Consider the following 16390-nt stretch of genomic DNA (forward strand, 5'->3'; position numbering starts at 1 on the left):
CGCGTCAGCGCTCGCCCCCGGACTCGCCAGCCCTCACGGTGGTGGTCCCGTACCGGCCGCTGATTGGCAAAACACGCAGCACCCCTTCTGCGCTGGATTAGTTGCGCCCTCGACTCATGTGCCCGCCGATGTTCCGCCGCCCGGACGACGACGAGCCACAGAGGCTGGCGTTGGGCGTTGTGTGGCAACGTTGGGGTTGTAGCCACGGCCTGGACCTGCGGGCGCAGGCACAGGAACAGGGACGGGGGGCGCCGTCGCCGCAAGATCGTTCAGCGTGGCGTTCACCACCGGCCAGCACATATCGAGCGTGTCTTGGTTCGGGCTGTGTCCGGTCCGTTTCTCCGCCAGGGGATGGACGAGATTCCTATAGTGCCGGACAAGCTCAGAGGCCAGCTTGGCATCGTGCTCGATCCATTTGTTCTTGAATGCGAAGTCCACGAAGTCATTCAGCCCCATGTTCCGCAACGACTTCGGCATGGGTACCTCTGTGGCACGGGCCTGTGCCGCATGCGCGAGTACCCCCTCTAAAAGGCTGCCCAGCATGATGATCGCCGACGTATAGGCGCCATGCTCGTAGCACGTGCGTGCCTCGTCCAGCCGAAGTTGCACGGCTGTAGCAAGATCCGGGTCGCTCACCACATCCGTCACGGATACCTTCAGCTCGACCCGCGGCAACTGCCGTACTTGGTCATCGAAACCGGCTTCGCAGCGGACGAGGGCCGACTGGCCTCCGTCCTCGCCAATCCGGCGTCCATCGAGCACAAGTACCTCGTTGAGCCGCTTCAGCATGGCGTGGTACTCACGCTGTTGGTTGTAGTACTCAAGACGGTTCGCCAGGCGCAGGATTGCGCGCTCAGCGTCGTCCGTGCCGTCCGCCTGCCTCTCCTTGAGGAGTTCCAGGGCCCACTTGTGCCTCGGCGTGCCGTCGTAATCCGGAACGTCGTCCCAGCCCGCCCGATGGAAGAACGCAGCAATCTCGTATCCCTTCCTATAGAGCAACGACGTCTCGTCCCCGCAGATCAGGTGGGCGATCTCCGTCAGCGTGCTGTCGTCGAAAATCTCGTTCACATCAAACTCCTTCGAGAGAGACGGACGCATCCTCATCGAGCATGGCGTCGAGTTCATCGGTGGTGAGGTCGGCATCGTCGATCTCGACCGGGGCCCACGTGCTCGCCGAATCGCCCTGGTCCTGCTCGGTAACTCCGGGCCGGATGCCCAGAGCGTCGAGGCGCTTCCACAGCGGCGCTAGCGAATCCTCCGGAGACAGGGCGAACTCGCTACTCCGTATGCGCCAGAACTGCCAGCCCGCCCGTCGCAGTTCACGCTCTCGCTCGTAGTCGTCACGAATCTGGTCAGGGTTGGAGTGATACGGGCTGCCGTCGCACTCCACGGCGAGCCGACCTGTCTCTCCGACGACGACGAGGTCGATGCGTTTGCCGCTGGCCTTCCACTGGGGAACGACGTGGTAGCCGCGTTCCTTGATCCTTCGAAAGACTCGCTGCTCGAACAGGGATTCGAACGGCTCGCATTGGTCGTCTGCTGAAACGGTGGAGAGGCCGGGAGAGGTGCCTTGGAGTTCCGGCGGCGCCTGCATGTAGGTGAGCAGGGAGTGACGCAGGTCCTTACTGCGCAGCTGGTCCGGCGTGACGGAAGTAAACAGCCACATCTGGTCGCGGGCCCGGCTGGCAGCCACGTTGAACCGCCTTCCGTCGCCCTGGCCGGTCAGGGCTCGGGTGTTGTCGGCGTCGACAACCAGTGAGAGCAGGATGACGTCCCGTTCGTCTCCCTGGAACTGCTCGGCCGTGCCCACACGCATGTTGTGCCGCTCCTGGATCGCGGAGTCGATCCGGGAGTCGATTAGATTCTCCAACAGCCTCGTCTGATGTCCGGAACGGAGCACGATGACTCCGAAACTCCGTTCCGCGTACGCCTCGTCCTCTGCAAGTTCCTGCAACTTGGCGACGATGCGTTCAGCCTCCGGCCTGTTGACCAGCGTCTCTCGCCGTCCTTCGCAGTGGCCTTCATGGACATGGACGACTTCGAGGGGCCGCAGCCGGTCCGCTCCGTACTGCCGCAGGGGCACGAGTTCGTTGTCGGGATAGAACTGAGCGGAAGACCACTTGATGATTTCTGGCATGCACCGGAAATGCTCGGTAAGCCGGATCGTCTCGCTGAAGCGCGCGGACAGCAGGTCGTAGAGGTTGGACTTGGGGCTGAGCCCGTCCCGCTGCCAGTCGGTGAGATGGGGCAGGAGTGAGTCGAGGAGTTCGTTGAACCGCTCGTGCTTGCCGCCCGTGTAGAACGGAACACACTGCTTGTCGTCACCCACGACGATGATCCTCGGAGCAAGCCATAGCAGCATCAGGCCGTCCAAGCCGACCTGGCTGGCCTCGTCCACGATGACGACATCGAAGGCATCCGGCTCGGGATCAATCATTTCGGCCACTTGCTTTATCGGCATCACCCAAGCCGGGACAGCGTCACGCGCGTCACGCATCGCGGAACGGGCGGCCTTAAGGTGCCGCTTGCCGAGAGCCGTCATTCCCCTGCCGGCGTTCGACGTGGCCGAGGCGTAGGCGCTCAGTGCCTGTTTCTGGCCAGCCGTCATCCTGTCCAGGCAGTGGTACAGAGCCCTGTCAGCCGCCAGTTGGGTAACCGTTCTCTTCAACTGTGACTCGACGGCTTCCAGTTCCCCTTCCAGCCTGGCTTCTCTGCCAGGTGTCAGCATCGCCTCCTGGAAGGTACGCGCACGCCGCCAAGCCCAGGCACCCTCCAAGTTCGCAAGGCGGCTCTCCCAAGCCGTCTCGGTCGAGGACTCGGCAAAACGCCGGGCCAGTTCGGGGTGATCCTCGGACAGTCGACTCAGAAGTCTCCGGGCTTCTCGGCGATCGGCCTCACGGTGGAACGCCTCGGTTAGTGACTCGATCGCGGACATGTATGCCTGCGGATCGCGAGCACTGACGGCTCTGTGGACCTCCGCCAGTTCAACCACACCGTGGGCGTCAGGCCGCGGCAGCTGCTCGGCGATGTACCGGAGCCTCTCCTCCGCCTCGCGGGCACAAAGCAGCCGTCCCGCACCGTTCGCCGACGTACGGACGTCGTCCCACTGCTGTGCCGTCCGCACCGTGGCCTTGATCCGGGCCTTGAGCAGAACGTCGTGCAGCATGCGCACAGACTGAGTGAACCCGTCCACCGCGCGGAGCGTCGGTACCCGGTCCAACAACTCCGACAGAGCAACCTCCGTGTGGCCCTCGGCTGCAGACACGCCGACACTCTGCCAGCGCTCGTTCAGCTGTCGGACACACTGGCGTGCTGCCAGGTGAGCCACCAGCGCGGAAACCTCGTCCGGCGTCCTGGGCAGTCGCCCGTCCACTCGGCACCCCTGAAGAAGGGCTTGGGCTTCCTTCTGTACCGCCGTCGGAACCAGCTTGCGCAGCTTGCCCCCACCTCGCAGGAACTGTTCGAGGTCCCTCCCCGCGGCGATAAGACGCGATTCCTCGGCAAGTGCTACGTCAGGCACGTCAAGCGCTGCAAAGGGGATGTGCTGAAGCACGCTCTGCACTTCCTCGGCGCGGGCGGCCGACCGGCGCACTCCGTCCCACAGCTGCTGTCGCTGGCCGGCCATTCCATCCCGCAGCGCACGAGTAGTCCATTCGTCCGGCAACCATGCGGCCGGCTCCCCTGGCAGCCCCTCGCTCTGAAGTGCGTGTTCCGCCGCATCCAGAAGTTCTACCAACGTCGCGATCAGATCGCGGCCTTGATTCGCGAGTTCGAGGGAAAGCGGATCGGAGGACGCTTCGGCGCAAGAGCGCACCGCAGCATCCAGGGCATTGACCGCTTCCTCGAACAACACGGGTGCGACGAAGTCTGCGGGGTCCGGGCAGCGGGCGGCATGCTCTTCCAGCACACCGGCCCCATGCCGGGACACCAGACCCAGCAAGCGCTGGGCCTCATCCTCGCTCAGCGAAGGTTCTCTCGGTGATGACGCGGGCAGGACAGGCATCCAGTCGTACTTCGACGCCCCGGCAGTGACGGTCTCCACGATCTCTGCGAGCCGCCCCCCATAACCGGATGCCACATCGAGGTGTTCGTACCACTCCCCCTCACGAAGGGTGCGGAGCTCGTCACGGAGTCGCGCGCGGGTGTCCGACAGCTTCGACCGCAACGCCTCGTGGCCCTTGATCTTTACGTCGAGACGCTCCGTCGACTGGGTGGCACTGAGCTGGGAGAGTGCGCGCACGGACTGTTCTAGATCGCCGCTGCCATCCTCGCGCCGACCGCCCTGAAGGACGCATAGGCTGCGCAGTTCGGCGGGCAGTTGCTGCCGCAGGACCTTCAGCGCCTGGCTCTTCTCGCTCGTCACGAGCACCCGCTTGCCGTCCGCTAGCAAGGCGCACACGAGATTGGCGATGGTGTGCGTCTTTCCCGTGCCGGGCGGCCCCTGAACGACGACGCCGGTATCAGTCTGAAGACGCCTCAGCACCTCCCGCTGAGCTTCGTTCGATAGCAGCGGGAACAGCGGGTCGGGGCCAAGGGCCGGGGGCACATCGCGGCCACCCGCCGTACCCCACAACCTGCGGTCCTCCGCTTCCAGCTGGTACAACAACTGAGCCAGCCCCAGGGGAGCCATGGCACCAGGCTGGGCAAGCCGGTTCGCAATGCCGTCGTAGAAGTTCACGAGGGCGCCCTGGCCCCGCTGACGAAGAATGATCGCCGGTGCGAACCCGAGCGTGGGCACCGGCAGCGCCGGGTCGGCGGGCGGGCGACCCCAGCCACGGTGGAATGCCACCGCGCGATCGGTACCGAACGCCCTCTCCGACCAGTCACCAAGCACGTCCTGGGAGTCACCGGACAGCGGATGGAATCCGTCCGCGTCGACACGCTCTCGCAGCGGGCTCAGCAGCCGGGTGCTGTATCCCTCATCCTCGCCGAGGAACTCGCTGTCCTCCAGCCGCGCAGGGTCGCCGGGCGAGAGAGCGACCGTGATGGTCATATCGGTGGGGTTCATGGTGAGTACCAGCGGCGCCGTCAAAATGTGCCGGGCTATACGTGCCGACGGACGCATGGCTCCGACGTTCAGGAATCCGGCGCCCAGTACAGCCTCGTACTCCTCACCATCCTGCTGGATCCTGGTCACCATTCGGTACAGCTGTTGATGGAGTTCCCGGTACGGCCGGTCGATGCGTTCCTTTTCCGACCACTTGCGCCATGTGTCGAGCCATTGCGAGTAGGCGCGTAGCACGTCGTGTGCTTCTTCCCGGCCGATCTCGGAGACCTCGAATAGATCACCGTTCTCGTCCTCCTGCCACCCCTGCCCCGGACCCGACTCGGCCAGCGGTGGCGCCTCGGACGTCGCGCTGGCAGCGACCTCCTGATCCACCCACCCCGCCAGTACCTCGGGTAGGACAGGGGCCGGCCTCGGCGGCCGGTGCGACACCTTCAGCAGCAGCCGGTCGCCGTCCGGGTGCCGCCTCAGCCTGTCGTCCGGCAGGCCGGAGAGCCAGAGAACCTCCGGATACTTCTGACAATCCCGCACCGGCTTGTACGACCCACGAACAATTTCGCGCATGTATTCGATAAGCTGGCGTGCACGGTGGACCGCCTCTGGATTGTCTGCATGAAAAGCGGCGTGAAGAGACATCTGTTCCCCAGGTCGTGGTTCGATGTAAAGCCTTCCAGGATGCGGGAGAGAAGCGGTGTCATCAACAAGGACTGGCAAGTAGCGACGTAAACAAGCCGCATTTCGCGAAAGTTGGCTGTAACCCAGCCAACCGCCAGTCTCGATTGTTCAGCAGTAATTTCAGCTGGACGAGGTGAACGACTCACCCCAGTTTGTTCCGATGGTGCCGGTTGAGGTCGCTTTGTGTCGCTACGGCGAACGCCGGGGTTTCACGATTCCCTGGGCAGTCCGAGGGGCATCCGCGCTCTGCCCTTCAGCCAGCACCCTCGAAGCCGCGCCCCTCCTACGGGCCGCCGGGCAGGTCAATGAATCCCACCCCCGCAGCTGCCCTGGACCTCATCGAGCAGACCCTCGGCCGTGCGGTCGACGGCCTACGCATCGCCGCCTGGGCATCTCCTTCAAGGCTGGACCGACGACGTCCGCAATCCCCCGCCCTCGCCATTGCCACCCCCATACGCTGGCGCGGCGCCACCGTCGCCCCCGACGGCTCCGTCCAGGACGCCGAACCCATCAAATCGGCTTCCGACGTGGACATCTCCTTCCACCACCGCACCCGCAGGGGACGTGAGGCCGCTGCTGCGGCCTGAGAACCTCCGAGCATGGTCGTCAGCCGTGCCCACCAGTACGGCCGACGACCATGCTCGGTGCACCACAGCAGGCACCTGATTCCAGCGCGGTAGAACTTTCCCTACTTCATCAAGACCCCCGGCTACACCCGCGCTCCTGCCTCCGGCCCGCTCGGCGCGGCCGCCGCCGACGCGCGCCCGCAGCGGATAGGCCGGGTAGGGCATGAGACGAGAACCAAGCCCACGGCTTCAAGACGTGCCTCCGGCGGGGGCACTCAGACTCCGGGGTGGGAGGGGCGCAGTTCGCGAGTGCCGGCGGATGGGATGGGAGCTGAGGTGAGCGGTGGGCTGGGAGGTGTTGATCTACCGGTCGCTCTTGACACTCGGCGCTATACTAAAAATGATCGATCATTTCACCGAGCCGTGTGTCGGAAAATCTGGCAAAGTTCTAGAGGTGATCGCCGCTCCCGCGTACGCTTGGCCAGCCCGCCACGCTACGTCGGGGAGTCGAGTGGGTTACTGGAAGAAGCACACGAAAGATCACGAGCCTGTTCTCGATCTTTTTCACCGTAACGGGTGGTCTATCGGTGACCCTCCGACGTACTACACACTGAAGTGCCCGTGTGGCGCCCACATGCGGTGGTATCACTTGACCCCAAGTGGGGCAAGCTACGCAAAGAACGTGGTGAGCTGGGGGAAACGCCAGCCGTGTTGGAAGGGGATCCCGTGAACGAGAATCTCCGAGCATGTGTGCGGTGGACCTTCCACGTGAAGGGTCCTGAAGATGCGGAGACGCTGGCATTCAGCGCTAGCAGGGTCATGGAGGCACTGCTCTCGTTGGAGGAGTGCGATCCGCGCCTTAGTGATTCAGGCGTAGCGATGGATGCCGACAAGATGACCGTAGAGATTGATCTTGTGGTCACTGGCGGTTCTGAGCCAGACGTCTTGAAGCATGCGCAGACTGCCATTCGCACTGCAATCCACTCCGCGGGTGACGGCACACCGGATTGGCCTTCACAGCCTCGTATCCCCTGTGACCCCGCCGAAGCCCGTCCCACTCGTCAGCGGAGCGAAGAGTACCGCTCTCGACGGGTTGACGTGCTGACGAACGCATAGCAAGTGGGCAGTCCGTAAGTGACATTCCTCGTCCAGCGGGGGCCAGTACGCGAAGCGTACTGGCCCCCGCTGGTTGGTTCCCGCGAACCCACTTAATCCCGCTTCTGACATCAGCGCCTGACACCGAAAGAAGCGTTCAGAGGCGGCTTGTAGCCCACAAGCACGGGCACCGCCACCACCCACTCGCAGGTATGCCCGCCGGCCTGACTCGGATATTGAGCGAGGCGGGGCGACCACGGTCCTCCCACCGGGCGTCCGGTCTGCCTCTGATGAGAGCTCCTCCGGCGGTCCCTCGACGATGCCGTGCCACTACGTGCCAGTCGTAGGGGTAAACAGCGGTCAACAGCGACCTTCCGCAGCCTCCGGCAGCACCCCACGATAGGCCCATCACCGCAGGTCACAGCAGTTTTCTGGCTCGAGTGCTGGGTGATTCCCAAGCTCAGAGCGCGAGTTCGATTCTCGTCACCCGCTCCATGAGAAAGCCCCAGGCCGACGGCCCGGGGCTTCTTTGCTGCCTGGACCGGTCCAAGCATCGCGCACCACCTACGCACCACCTTGCCCCTCTTTCGGCGACTCAGAGACCCCCACAAGCCGCCGAGGGAAGCGCTCGGCCATACCCAGGAGCTCAGCCACTTCCGGGACGGACAGACGCCTCTCACGCACGTCGCTCTCCTCGCTATGCCGCGCCGTGCCGTGCCGGAACCCGACAGTCGGGACACTTCTGGCGTGATCCCGCGTCCGGGTCTCGGTGTCAAGGAAGTACCAACCACTGTCGCCCCTGATGACCTGTCCGTCAGCATCGCCAGGCAGCTGATGACACTGAGACGGACTCGGACATGTTCACTCGGCTGTCCATCAGACCTCATCCGTCCAGGGGAAGAGAAACGATTCTGACCATGGGGAAGGACTATGCCGTGCGGTGGGGTGGCACGGTCCGGTCATAAAGATGATCAAGATTCTCACCGCAGTTGTCGCGAGCGCCTGCCTCGCAGGCGCCCCCGTGGGCGAGGCGTCAGCGGCGCAGCACTGGAACAAGAGCGTGAAGTGTGAGGAGACCGACCCCGAGGGACGGGTGATCCCTACGCGTTACGGCAACGCCGATCTCGGCTGGAACCACTTCTCCGGCAAACACAACATCAAGAGGTGCCGGGTGGTCGACGCAGCTCTGGCCGGGAGGGTCGACAAGAAGAACGGAGGCAGACTCGAGTACTACGGGGTCGCCCGCAACCAGACCAAGCTGGTCACGATCGTGGTCATCGTGCAGTACGCCCGCCGCACGTCCGATGGTGAGTACGACGCGGGCAGGGGCAAGAAGATCGGTGTCATCACGGCCTACTGCAAGGGCATGAACAGGTGCCCGGACTGGATCAACGAGTGAACAACCCCGCCGGGGAGACGATCGAGCAGCAGGCATACATCACGCGCTTCCTCCTCGACTACACAGCGATGCCCCTTGCCGGGGGGACCTTCCTGCGCGGTGTGCTGCCGGCGCGGGATGCGGTTCGGGTCGTAACCGGAGCCGCCGACACAGTGGCGCCACACGAACTGGTCGCCTATGAAGTCCCGTTGTCGGACGAGGACGAGGAGCCGGTAACCGCCCCACTGGTACTTGGCTGGACACGCACGCTCACATCCGGCCCTCTCCCCCACACGGACGCGACCGTGATGGGCATGCCCCTGGTCCCGGTGGATACCACCGTCCTCGAACCCGCCGACGCGACCAGCACGGATCAAGCGCTGCGCGTGCTGCGCACGCTGGCCTGGCCGTTCGTCGAGACCCCGCCCAGCCCAGCACTCTGCGGGTTCCTCTTCACCGGCCAGGACACCATGCGCCTCTACCTCGCAGTCGAGAGGGCCGACGGCCTGATCGCGGCCGACGTACAGCTCACCGGCGCGTTGACCGCCCTGCTGGCCGCCCTGCCCTCGCTCATCGGCGAAGAGGAACGCTGGGTGACAGACGCATCCGACCCCCACTGTGTCCACGTAGTCGACCTGACCACGTGGTAACGACTGGACACACCGCACCAGGGCGCCCCGAGAGCTGGCCTGCTGCGTCCGAACAGCCGCATTCTGATGGTGCTCAGTCGGCAATCATCATCGGCCACGCAGCCCGGACCGGGCAGCGTCGTCCGAGCGGTCGCACGTACGGGAGGCCGTGCCACAGCGTGCCAGAAGCGGCGGCAAACAGCGGTCACCAAGGGTGCCGACGGAGCAGCCTGGACGACGTCACCGGTGCGCGTTCCCACAGGTCAGACGCTATACACGGGACCAAGTACCGGGTGATTCCCAAGCTCAGAGCGCGAGTTCAATTCTCGTCACCCGCTCTTCCACGAACCCCCAGGTCATCGACCTGGGGGTTCGTCGTTGTCTAGACCTCTAGGGGCCGCCGTGCCCTCCGTATGCCCAAACTCCCATATACGCCCTGTGCATGGCGCTGTCCCCGCACCACATAGGTGGTGCGGGGACAGCGCCATCGACCAGCAGGCACGGGCGGCGCTGGGGGCGCGACTGCGCGAACTCCGCTTCTCGTGCCCCGGAGGCCGGCTCACCGGTCAGCAGCTCGCCCAGCGGCTGGGCTGGCAAGGATCCAAGGTCAGCAAGCTGGAGAACGGCAGGCAGACGGCCACTCCCGAGGACCTTCGGGCGTAAGCCGACGCCACCGAGCAGCCAGGTGTATACGCCGAGCTCACCGCCCGGCTCGCCGGGTTCGAGTCCCACATCAGATCCTGGCGCAGAGCACTGGCCAACGGCTTCAAGCCCCTGCACGAGGGGCTGAGCGCGGAGATCGAGCGCACCACGGAGATATGGGTCTGGGAAAGAGTCGGTGATCGCCGGACTGCTGCAGACCCCCGAGTACGCCCGCCACGTCATCCAGCGCTACGCGGAGCTGCTGGGCGGACCCGGCGACATCGAGGATGCGGTGCGCTCCCGGGTACGACGGCAGCAGTGGCTGTACCGGCCCGGCCACAAGCTGCACGTGCTGATGTGGGAAGCGGCGCTGCGCTCACTGATCTGCCCTCCCGCCGTCCTGGCCGCGCAGCTCGACCGCCTCACGGGCATGATCGGGATGGATACGGTCGAGCTGGGCATCATCCCGTTCACCGCGTCCGTGAAGATCGTGCCGGCCAACGGCTTCTGGCTCCTCGACGACCGCCTCGTCGTCGCCGAGGACTGGCACGCCGAGATGTGGCTGGACGACGCCGACAACGTCACCCTGTACGCGAAGGTCTGGAAGACGCTCCGCGAATCGGCGGTGTACGGGGCTGACGCCCCCAACATCATCAACTCGGCCAGACGCGCGCTGAACCCGCATTGACGAGCCACCCGGGGAAGGGTTCTCCGTAGCACCCAGCCCGTACGCGCCGCTTCGGCTCCGCGTCGCCCGATGCCGTCTGCCGCACTGCACAAGACCGGTCCAAGAGTCCGGACGCCACCGGTAGCGGCCTGAAGCACGTGGTGACCGTCCACCCACCCGTCTGTTGCTAAAGCAGCGGCCGCCATCGGGGCAGCCCCTACTGCGTACGTAGTAGAGAACTGTCGGCAGCTGTACGACGACGGGGAATACCAGGTCGGACAGGGTGAAAAGGTTCCCCGAGTTCGGATGTGGAGATCCTCCTGTGGCTGCTTTTCTTGATCGTTTGGGCCGGTTGGCCTTCCGCCGGCGCTGGCATGTCCTGGCGGTGTGGGTGGTGGCGCTCGTCGCGGCGGGGATGGCGTCAGCGCTGGCCCCTGCCGCGCCTGATGCTTCCTACTCGATGCCGGGGACGGAGTCGCAGCGGGCGTTCGACCTCATCGAAGAGCGCTTCCCCGCGGGCAGCACAGGGAGTGCCGCCTCGGAGGGGGCGAGCGCGAAGCTCGTGTTCGTCGCGCCGGAGGGTCAGAAGGTCACCGACCAGGCGAACCGGGCGGCCGTCACCGAGGTTGTGGGCAAGGTCGGTGGGCTCGACCAAGTGATCCGGGCGGCTGATCCATACGGGACGGACACAGTGAGCAAGGGCGGCTCCGCGGCGTATGCGTCGGTGACCTTCGAGGTGAAGGCGAAGGACGTCGACGACGCGGTGAAGCAGGACCTGGAGCAGGCCGTCGATGAGGGACGAGATGCGGGACTGACGGTCGAGGTCGGCGGTTCGGTCCTGGCCACCCAGCCCTCCGGGGGCGCGACCGAACTGGTCGGCGTCGTGGTGGCGGCCGTGGTCCTGCTGATCACGTTCAGCTCGCTGGCCGCCGCCGGCCTGCCGCTGCTGACCGCGCTGATCGGTGTCGGGATCGGCGCCGCGACCATCATGGCCCTCAGCAGCGCACTGGGCCTGTCCAGCGCGACCAGCACGTTGGCGATGATGCTGGGCCTCGCGGTCGGCATCGACTACGCGATGTTCATCGTCTCCCGCTACCGAGAGGAACGCGCTCGGGGCCTCGCGCCTCAGGACGCGGCCGGGGTCGCCGTGGGCACAGCCGGTTCGTCGGTGGTGTTCGCAGGTCTGACCGTCGTGATCGGCCTGGCGGGGCTGTCGGTGGTCGGCATCCCGACGCTGACCCAGATGGGCCTGGCCGCGGCCGGAACCGTCGCGCTGTCCGTACTGGTCGCGGTGACGCTGGTCCCGGCCCTGCTCGGGATCTTCCCCCGCGCCTCTCTGGCGCGTTCGCAGCGCCGTCCCGCCCGCCGTGGTGACCGGTCCGGGGCCGTGGAAGGGAAGGCGAACCTGGGCAGCCGGTGGGCCCGACTGGTGGTCCGTCGCCCGCTGCTGGTACTGCTGGCCGGGGTGGCGACCCTGGGCGTCATCGCCCTACCCGCCGCACAGCTGCACCTGGGCACGGCGGGTGACGGCTCCAAGCCGACCTCGACCACCGAACGCCGCGCCTACGACGCCTTGGCCGACGGCTTCGGCCCGGGATTCAACGGACCGCTGACCATCGTCGTAGACGCCAAGTCGGCACAGGACCCCAAGAGTGCGGTCGCAGCGAGCGCCCGGGAGATCAGCGCCGTCGACGGTGTCGTATCCATCTCGGACGCCCGCTTCAACACTGCGGGTGACACCGCGATCTTCTCCGTCACCCCGGCCACCGACCCCCAGGACGAGCGGACCAGCGAACTGATCCACACCCTGCGCGACGGCCGCCCCACTATCGAGAAGACCACCGGCGCCACGTTCATGGTCAGCGGCAGCACGGCGGGCAACATCGACAGCGACCAGAAGGTCCAAGGCGCCCTCATCCCCTACCTCGGGCTCGTGGTGGGCCTGGCCTTCCTCCTGCTCCTGATCGTGTTCCGCTCCGTGCTCGTGCCGCTCAAGGCGGCCCTCGGGTTCCTGCTGTCGGTCCTCGCCGCCCTCGGCGCGGTCGTCGCCGTCTTCCAGTGGGGATGGCTCGCCGGCCTGCTGGGCGTACATCAGACCGGCCCGATCATGAACACCATGCCGATCGTCATGGTCGGCATCGTCTTCGGCCTCGCCATGGACTACCAGGTCTTCCTCGTCACCCGCATCCGGGAAGCCCACCTCAAGGGTGAACGCCCCGGTCAGGCGATCGTCTCAGGCTTCAACCACAGCGCCCGGGTGGTCGCAGCCGCGGCCGTCATCATGATCTCGGTGTTCTCCGGATTCATCGGCGTCAGCGAACCCATGATCAAGATGATCGGATTCGGCCTCGCCACCGCCGTCCTGTTCGACGCACTCGTCGTCCGGATGACGATCGTGCCCGCCGTCCTCGCGCTGCTGGGCGAGCGTGCCTGGACGATGCCCCGCTGGCTGGAGCGCATCGTGCCCCGCGTCGACGTCGAAGGCCAGGCCCTGACCCGGGACACGAGCCCTGCGGCCGCAACGCCCGGCGAAGCGGAGCGGCCGAGTCTCCCCGTCCACTAGTGGCAGCCTGGAGGGGTGGGGGGGGCCCCCCCCCCCGGGGCGCCCCCCCCCCCCCCCCCCCCCGCGGGCCCCCCCCCCACCCCCCCCCGCACGAGGGGGGGGGGGGGGGGGGCCCGGGGGGGGGGGGGGGGGGGGGGGCCCCCCCGCGGGGGGGGGGGGGGGGGGGGGGGCCCCCCCCCCGGGCGGGGCCCCCCCACCCCTCCTTCACCGGCCCGGTGTCCGTACTACCCCTTACATGGCAGAAGGCGCGATGATGACGACCTGGCAGCGCTACCTGCGCCGTCACCCTCGTGGGGTCGACACGACGGTGGCCCTGGTGCTGTTCGTCGTGGCTTTTCCCGGGAGCTACGCCGGTGTCGACCACCTCGCGGCACCACCGCACCGGTGGATCGGCGTCCTCCTGGCCGGCATTTCCTGTGCCGCACTGCTCTGGCACCGCACCCGACCGGCACTCGTCACCGGCATCGCCATCCTCTGCGCGACCGGTACGGCCCTGGCCGGCTATGTGATGACTGTCCTGTTGCTCGCCCCGCTGATGGCTGCGCTCCACTCACTGGCCGAACGCACCGACCGCGCAACAACCAGAAACCTCACCCTCGCAGCTGTCGCCCTCGTCGTCGGCGCCTCCATGATCGGTGGGCCCACCGGCGAATCCCTGGCGCTCAAGGTGATCGGGCCCGCCGCGTATCTGCTCCTGCCGGCCGCCCTTGGGGCCAACGCCCGCTTCCGCACCGCCTACCTGGAATCGGTACGCGCCCGCGCCGAATACGCCGAACGGAACCGCGAGGAGGAGGCCCGGCACCGAGTCGCCGAGGAACGCATGCGTATCGCCCGCGAACTCCACGACGTCTCCGCCCACCACCTCGCCCTCGCCAACGCCCAGGCAACCACCGCAGCGCTCCTTATCCGCAGCCACCCCGAGCAGGCCGAGAAGATGGTCACCGCCCTCGGCGAGACCACCACCGCGGCCCTGCGCGAGATGAAAGCCACCGTCGGACTCCTGCGCCAAAGCGACACACCTGACACGCCCCTCCAGCCGGCCCCGGATCTCGCCCAACTCCCTGCCCTCCTCGACGCGCACTCCGCCGGCGGGCTCACCGTCACCCTCACCACCTACGGAGAGCCCAGGCCACTCGCTCCCGGGGTGGAGCTCACCGCGTACCGCATCGTGCAGGAAGCCCTCACCAACGTCGCCAAGCACGCCCGCACCAGTACCGCGGAAGTCACTCTCACCTACGCCCACGACCGGCTCACGATCAGCGTCACCGACCACGGGACGGGCCCCGACAGCACCCCTGGCGCCGGGTACGGTCTCATCGGAATACGGGAACGCGCACTGTCCGTCGGCGGACAGCTGCACGCCGGCCGTCGGCCTGCCGGCGGTTTCGAAGTCACCGTCGAACTGCCCCTGTACTCCCATCCCCCTGCCGAGGACACCCCGTGACCATTCGCGTTCTACTCGCCGACGACCAGGCCCTCCTGCGCGAAACCTTCCGGATCCTCATCGACTCCCGACCCGACATGGAAGTCGTCGGCGAAGCCGCAGACGGCGACGAAGCCGTCCAGCTCACCCGCACCCATCACCCCGACATCGTCGTCATGGACATCCGCATGCCCGGGACCGACGGGCTCACCGCCACCGCCACCATCTGCGCCGACCCCGACCTCTCTGCCACACGCATCCTCATCCTCACCACGTTCGATACCGAAGAGCACGTCGCCCAAGCTCTTTACGCCGGAGCAAGCGGGTTCCTGGGCAAGGACGTCGGTGCCGAAGGGCTCCTCCACGGCATCCGCACCATCGTCGCCGGCGAAGCACTCCTCTCGCCCCAGGCGACCCGCAACCTCATCTCCCGTTTCCTCGCCACTCCCCGGTCGAGCACCTACCCGGCAGCCGAGGAGAGCCTCGCCCACCTCACCGCCCGCGAACGCGAAGTCATGGCGCTGGCCGCCGAAGGCCACACCAACACCGAGATCGCCGCACAGCTCCACCTCAGCCCTCTGACCGTCCGCACCCACATCCACCGCGCCATGACCAAACTCCACGCCCGTGACCGCGCCCAACTCGTCGTCATCGCCTACCGGAGCGGCCTCGTCCAGCCCAACCCACCACGCTGAGCGGATGCAGATCTACGCAAAAGCATCCGGCTCCTTCGCGGGAGTACACCGCTCCGTTCCCGTTGCGCGCGGTGCCTCTCGGGGTCTCGGCCCTACTCCACCCCGCGTTCATATCCGCTCAGTCGCAGACCAGCCCCGGCCCAGCCCTTCACCTCGGTACGCCAGGGTCAGAAGCGGCCAAATCCAGATGCCTCCATAACCACCGTAGGCAACAAAACACCTGATCAGAGCACTGAGGCACCCGTAACCGTCATTGATTCCCAAGCTCAGAGCGCGAGTTCGATTCTCGTCACCCGCTCCACATGAAGCCCCAGGCCGACGGCCGGGCTTTTTTGTTACCACAAGCCCGATCAGGCACCCCGCGCCCGCTCTGCACCCGACGTGCCGTCTGCTCTTCCGGCCGCCGGCACCCCGCGGGCATGTATGTCAACTATGATAGTTGCTATATGCTTCAGCATATGGAGACGAAGACGTACACAACCATCGACCTTCGCAAGGGGATGGGCGAGATCCTGGACCGGACCCGGATCGCCGGCGAGGCCGCCGCCATCACCCGCAAGGGCAAGACGGTCGCCTACCTGGTGCCGGCCGAGTGGTTCGAGCAGATGGCCCGCGGGCACCAGTCGCCCGAGGACCGACGCGAGGCGGCCTGACCCACCCTCCACACCAAGGAGCACGAACCATGCCCGCCCACGCACTCCACTTCGATGGGTACGAGGGGGAACCCCTGCGGTTGCCGCCCATGCCCGAACACACACCTCAAGCACTTCGGTTGGCGATTCAGGAACACACTCCACACCTCCTCCCGGACTTTGAGGCGCACTGGAAGCGCGTCATCGGCGACGCCTTCAACATCACCCCCGTGCCCGCCTTCATGCGCCTGTGGTGGACGCAGTACGCCATCGCCCGGAATCCCGTCCTCGACTCGCACCTTCGCGACCTCGAAGCCCGCGCCGCCAAGTCCGAGGACCCCGAGGAGTCCATCCGGCTTCTGGAGGAGTACAGCCGCCTCCGGCACGAAGCCGCTGAGAGGAAGCCCGGAGAGTGATCGA

At 66.4% G+C, this 16390-nt stretch carries 10 protein-coding genes and 1 pseudogene; 9 read left to right on the forward strand and 2 right to left on the reverse strand.

Features of this window, described 5'->3' with window-relative positions:
- Window positions 1–114 precede the first annotated feature (114 nt).
- Together ACIQM0_RS27440 and ACIQM0_RS27445 are read right to left on the reverse strand one after the other, a co-directional pair.
- Window positions 115–1068 (reverse strand): hypothetical protein, encoded by a 954-nt coding sequence (locus ACIQM0_RS27440; RefSeq protein ID WP_401291443.1) that lies wholly within the window; start codon window positions 1066–1068, stop codon window positions 115–117.
- Between the two features lies 1 nt (window position 1069).
- Window positions 1070–5641 carry an AAA domain-containing protein gene (locus tag ACIQM0_RS27445; RefSeq protein ID WP_401291446.1) on the reverse strand — a complete coding sequence of 1524 codons (4572 nt, stop codon included), beginning with the start codon at window positions 5639–5641 and terminating at the stop codon, window positions 1070–1072.
- A gap of 344 nt (window positions 5642–5985) precedes the next feature.
- Between ACIQM0_RS27445 and ACIQM0_RS27450 the strand changes: the two genes are divergently transcribed.
- The 9 genes and pseudogenes from ACIQM0_RS27450 to ACIQM0_RS27490 all read left to right on the forward strand — a co-directional run bounded on the left by ACIQM0_RS27450 (window position 5986) and on the right by ACIQM0_RS27490 (window position 16386).
- Window positions 5986–6267: a hypothetical protein gene (locus ACIQM0_RS27450; protein WP_401291449.1), complete on the forward strand. Its 282-nt coding sequence runs from the start codon at window positions 5986–5988 to the stop codon at window positions 6265–6267.
- A gap of 2041 nt (window positions 6268–8308) precedes the next feature.
- Complete coding sequence (locus ACIQM0_RS27455; RefSeq protein ID WP_401291452.1) at window positions 8309–8740, forward strand: hypothetical protein; 432 nt, start codon at window positions 8309–8311, stop codon at window positions 8738–8740.
- Window positions 8737–9369 carry a hypothetical protein gene (locus ACIQM0_RS27460; protein ID WP_401291455.1) on the forward strand — a complete coding sequence of 211 codons (633 nt, stop codon included), beginning with the start codon at window positions 8737–8739 and terminating at the stop codon, window positions 9367–9369. Before ACIQM0_RS27455 ends, ACIQM0_RS27460 begins: the two co-directional genes overlap by 4 nt.
- A gap of 465 nt (window positions 9370–9834) precedes the next feature.
- Window positions 9835–10678: pseudogene (locus ACIQM0_RS27465) on the forward strand (helix-turn-helix domain-containing protein).
- 301 nt (window positions 10679–10979) lie between these two features.
- On the forward strand, window positions 10980–13220 hold the full coding sequence (locus ACIQM0_RS27470) for an MMPL family transporter (protein WP_401291458.1): 2241 nt from the start codon (window positions 10980–10982) through the stop codon (window positions 13218–13220).
- A gap of 235 nt (window positions 13221–13455) precedes the next feature.
- Window positions 13456–14664, forward strand: a complete 1209-nt coding sequence (locus ACIQM0_RS27475; RefSeq protein ID WP_401291461.1) for a sensor histidine kinase — start codon at window positions 13456–13458, stop codon at window positions 14662–14664.
- Window positions 14661–15338, forward strand: coding sequence for a response regulator (locus ACIQM0_RS27480; RefSeq protein WP_401291464.1), 678 nt, complete (start codon window positions 14661–14663; stop codon window positions 15336–15338). The genes ACIQM0_RS27475 and ACIQM0_RS27480 overlap by 4 nt, the downstream gene beginning before the upstream one ends.
- 458 nt (window positions 15339–15796) lie before the next feature.
- The gene (locus ACIQM0_RS27485) at window positions 15797–15991 is read left to right on the forward strand and encodes a type II toxin-antitoxin system Phd/YefM family antitoxin (protein WP_073874853.1); all 195 of its coding nucleotides are present in this window, start codon (window positions 15797–15799) and stop codon (window positions 15989–15991) included.
- 29 nt (window positions 15992–16020) lie between these two features.
- Window positions 16021–16386, forward strand: a complete 366-nt coding sequence (locus ACIQM0_RS27490) for a hypothetical protein (protein ID WP_030595201.1) — start codon at window positions 16021–16023, stop codon at window positions 16384–16386.
- Window positions 16387–16390: the final 4 nt, after the last annotated feature.

The sequence above is a fragment of the Streptomyces sp. NPDC091387 genome (assembly GCF_044756945.1).
Lineage (GTDB): Bacteria > Actinomycetota > Actinomycetes > Streptomycetales > Streptomycetaceae > Streptomyces.

What these genes read in the sequence shown, in the direction of transcription:
- ACIQM0_RS27445 (WP_401291446.1), bottom strand. Translation starts at nt 5,641, where the DNA reads ATGTCTCTTCACGCCGCTTTTCATGCAGACAATCCAGAGGCGGTCCAC.
- ACIQM0_RS27450 (WP_401291449.1), top strand. Translation starts at nt 5,986, where the DNA reads ATGAATCCCACCCCCGCAGCTGCCCTGGACCTCATCGAGCAGACCCTC.
- ACIQM0_RS27455 (WP_401291452.1), top strand. Translation starts at nt 8,309, where the DNA reads ATGATCAAGATTCTCACCGCAGTTGTCGCGAGCGCCTGCCTCGCAGGC.
- ACIQM0_RS27475 (WP_401291461.1), top strand. Translation starts at nt 13,456, where the DNA reads ATGGCAGAAGGCGCGATGATGACGACCTGGCAGCGCTACCTGCGCCGT.
- ACIQM0_RS27485 (WP_073874853.1), top strand. Translation starts at nt 15,797, where the DNA reads ATGGAGACGAAGACGTACACAACCATCGACCTTCGCAAGGGGATGGGC.
- ACIQM0_RS27490 (WP_030595201.1), top strand. Translation starts at nt 16,021, where the DNA reads ATGCCCGCCCACGCACTCCACTTCGATGGGTACGAGGGGGAACCCCTG.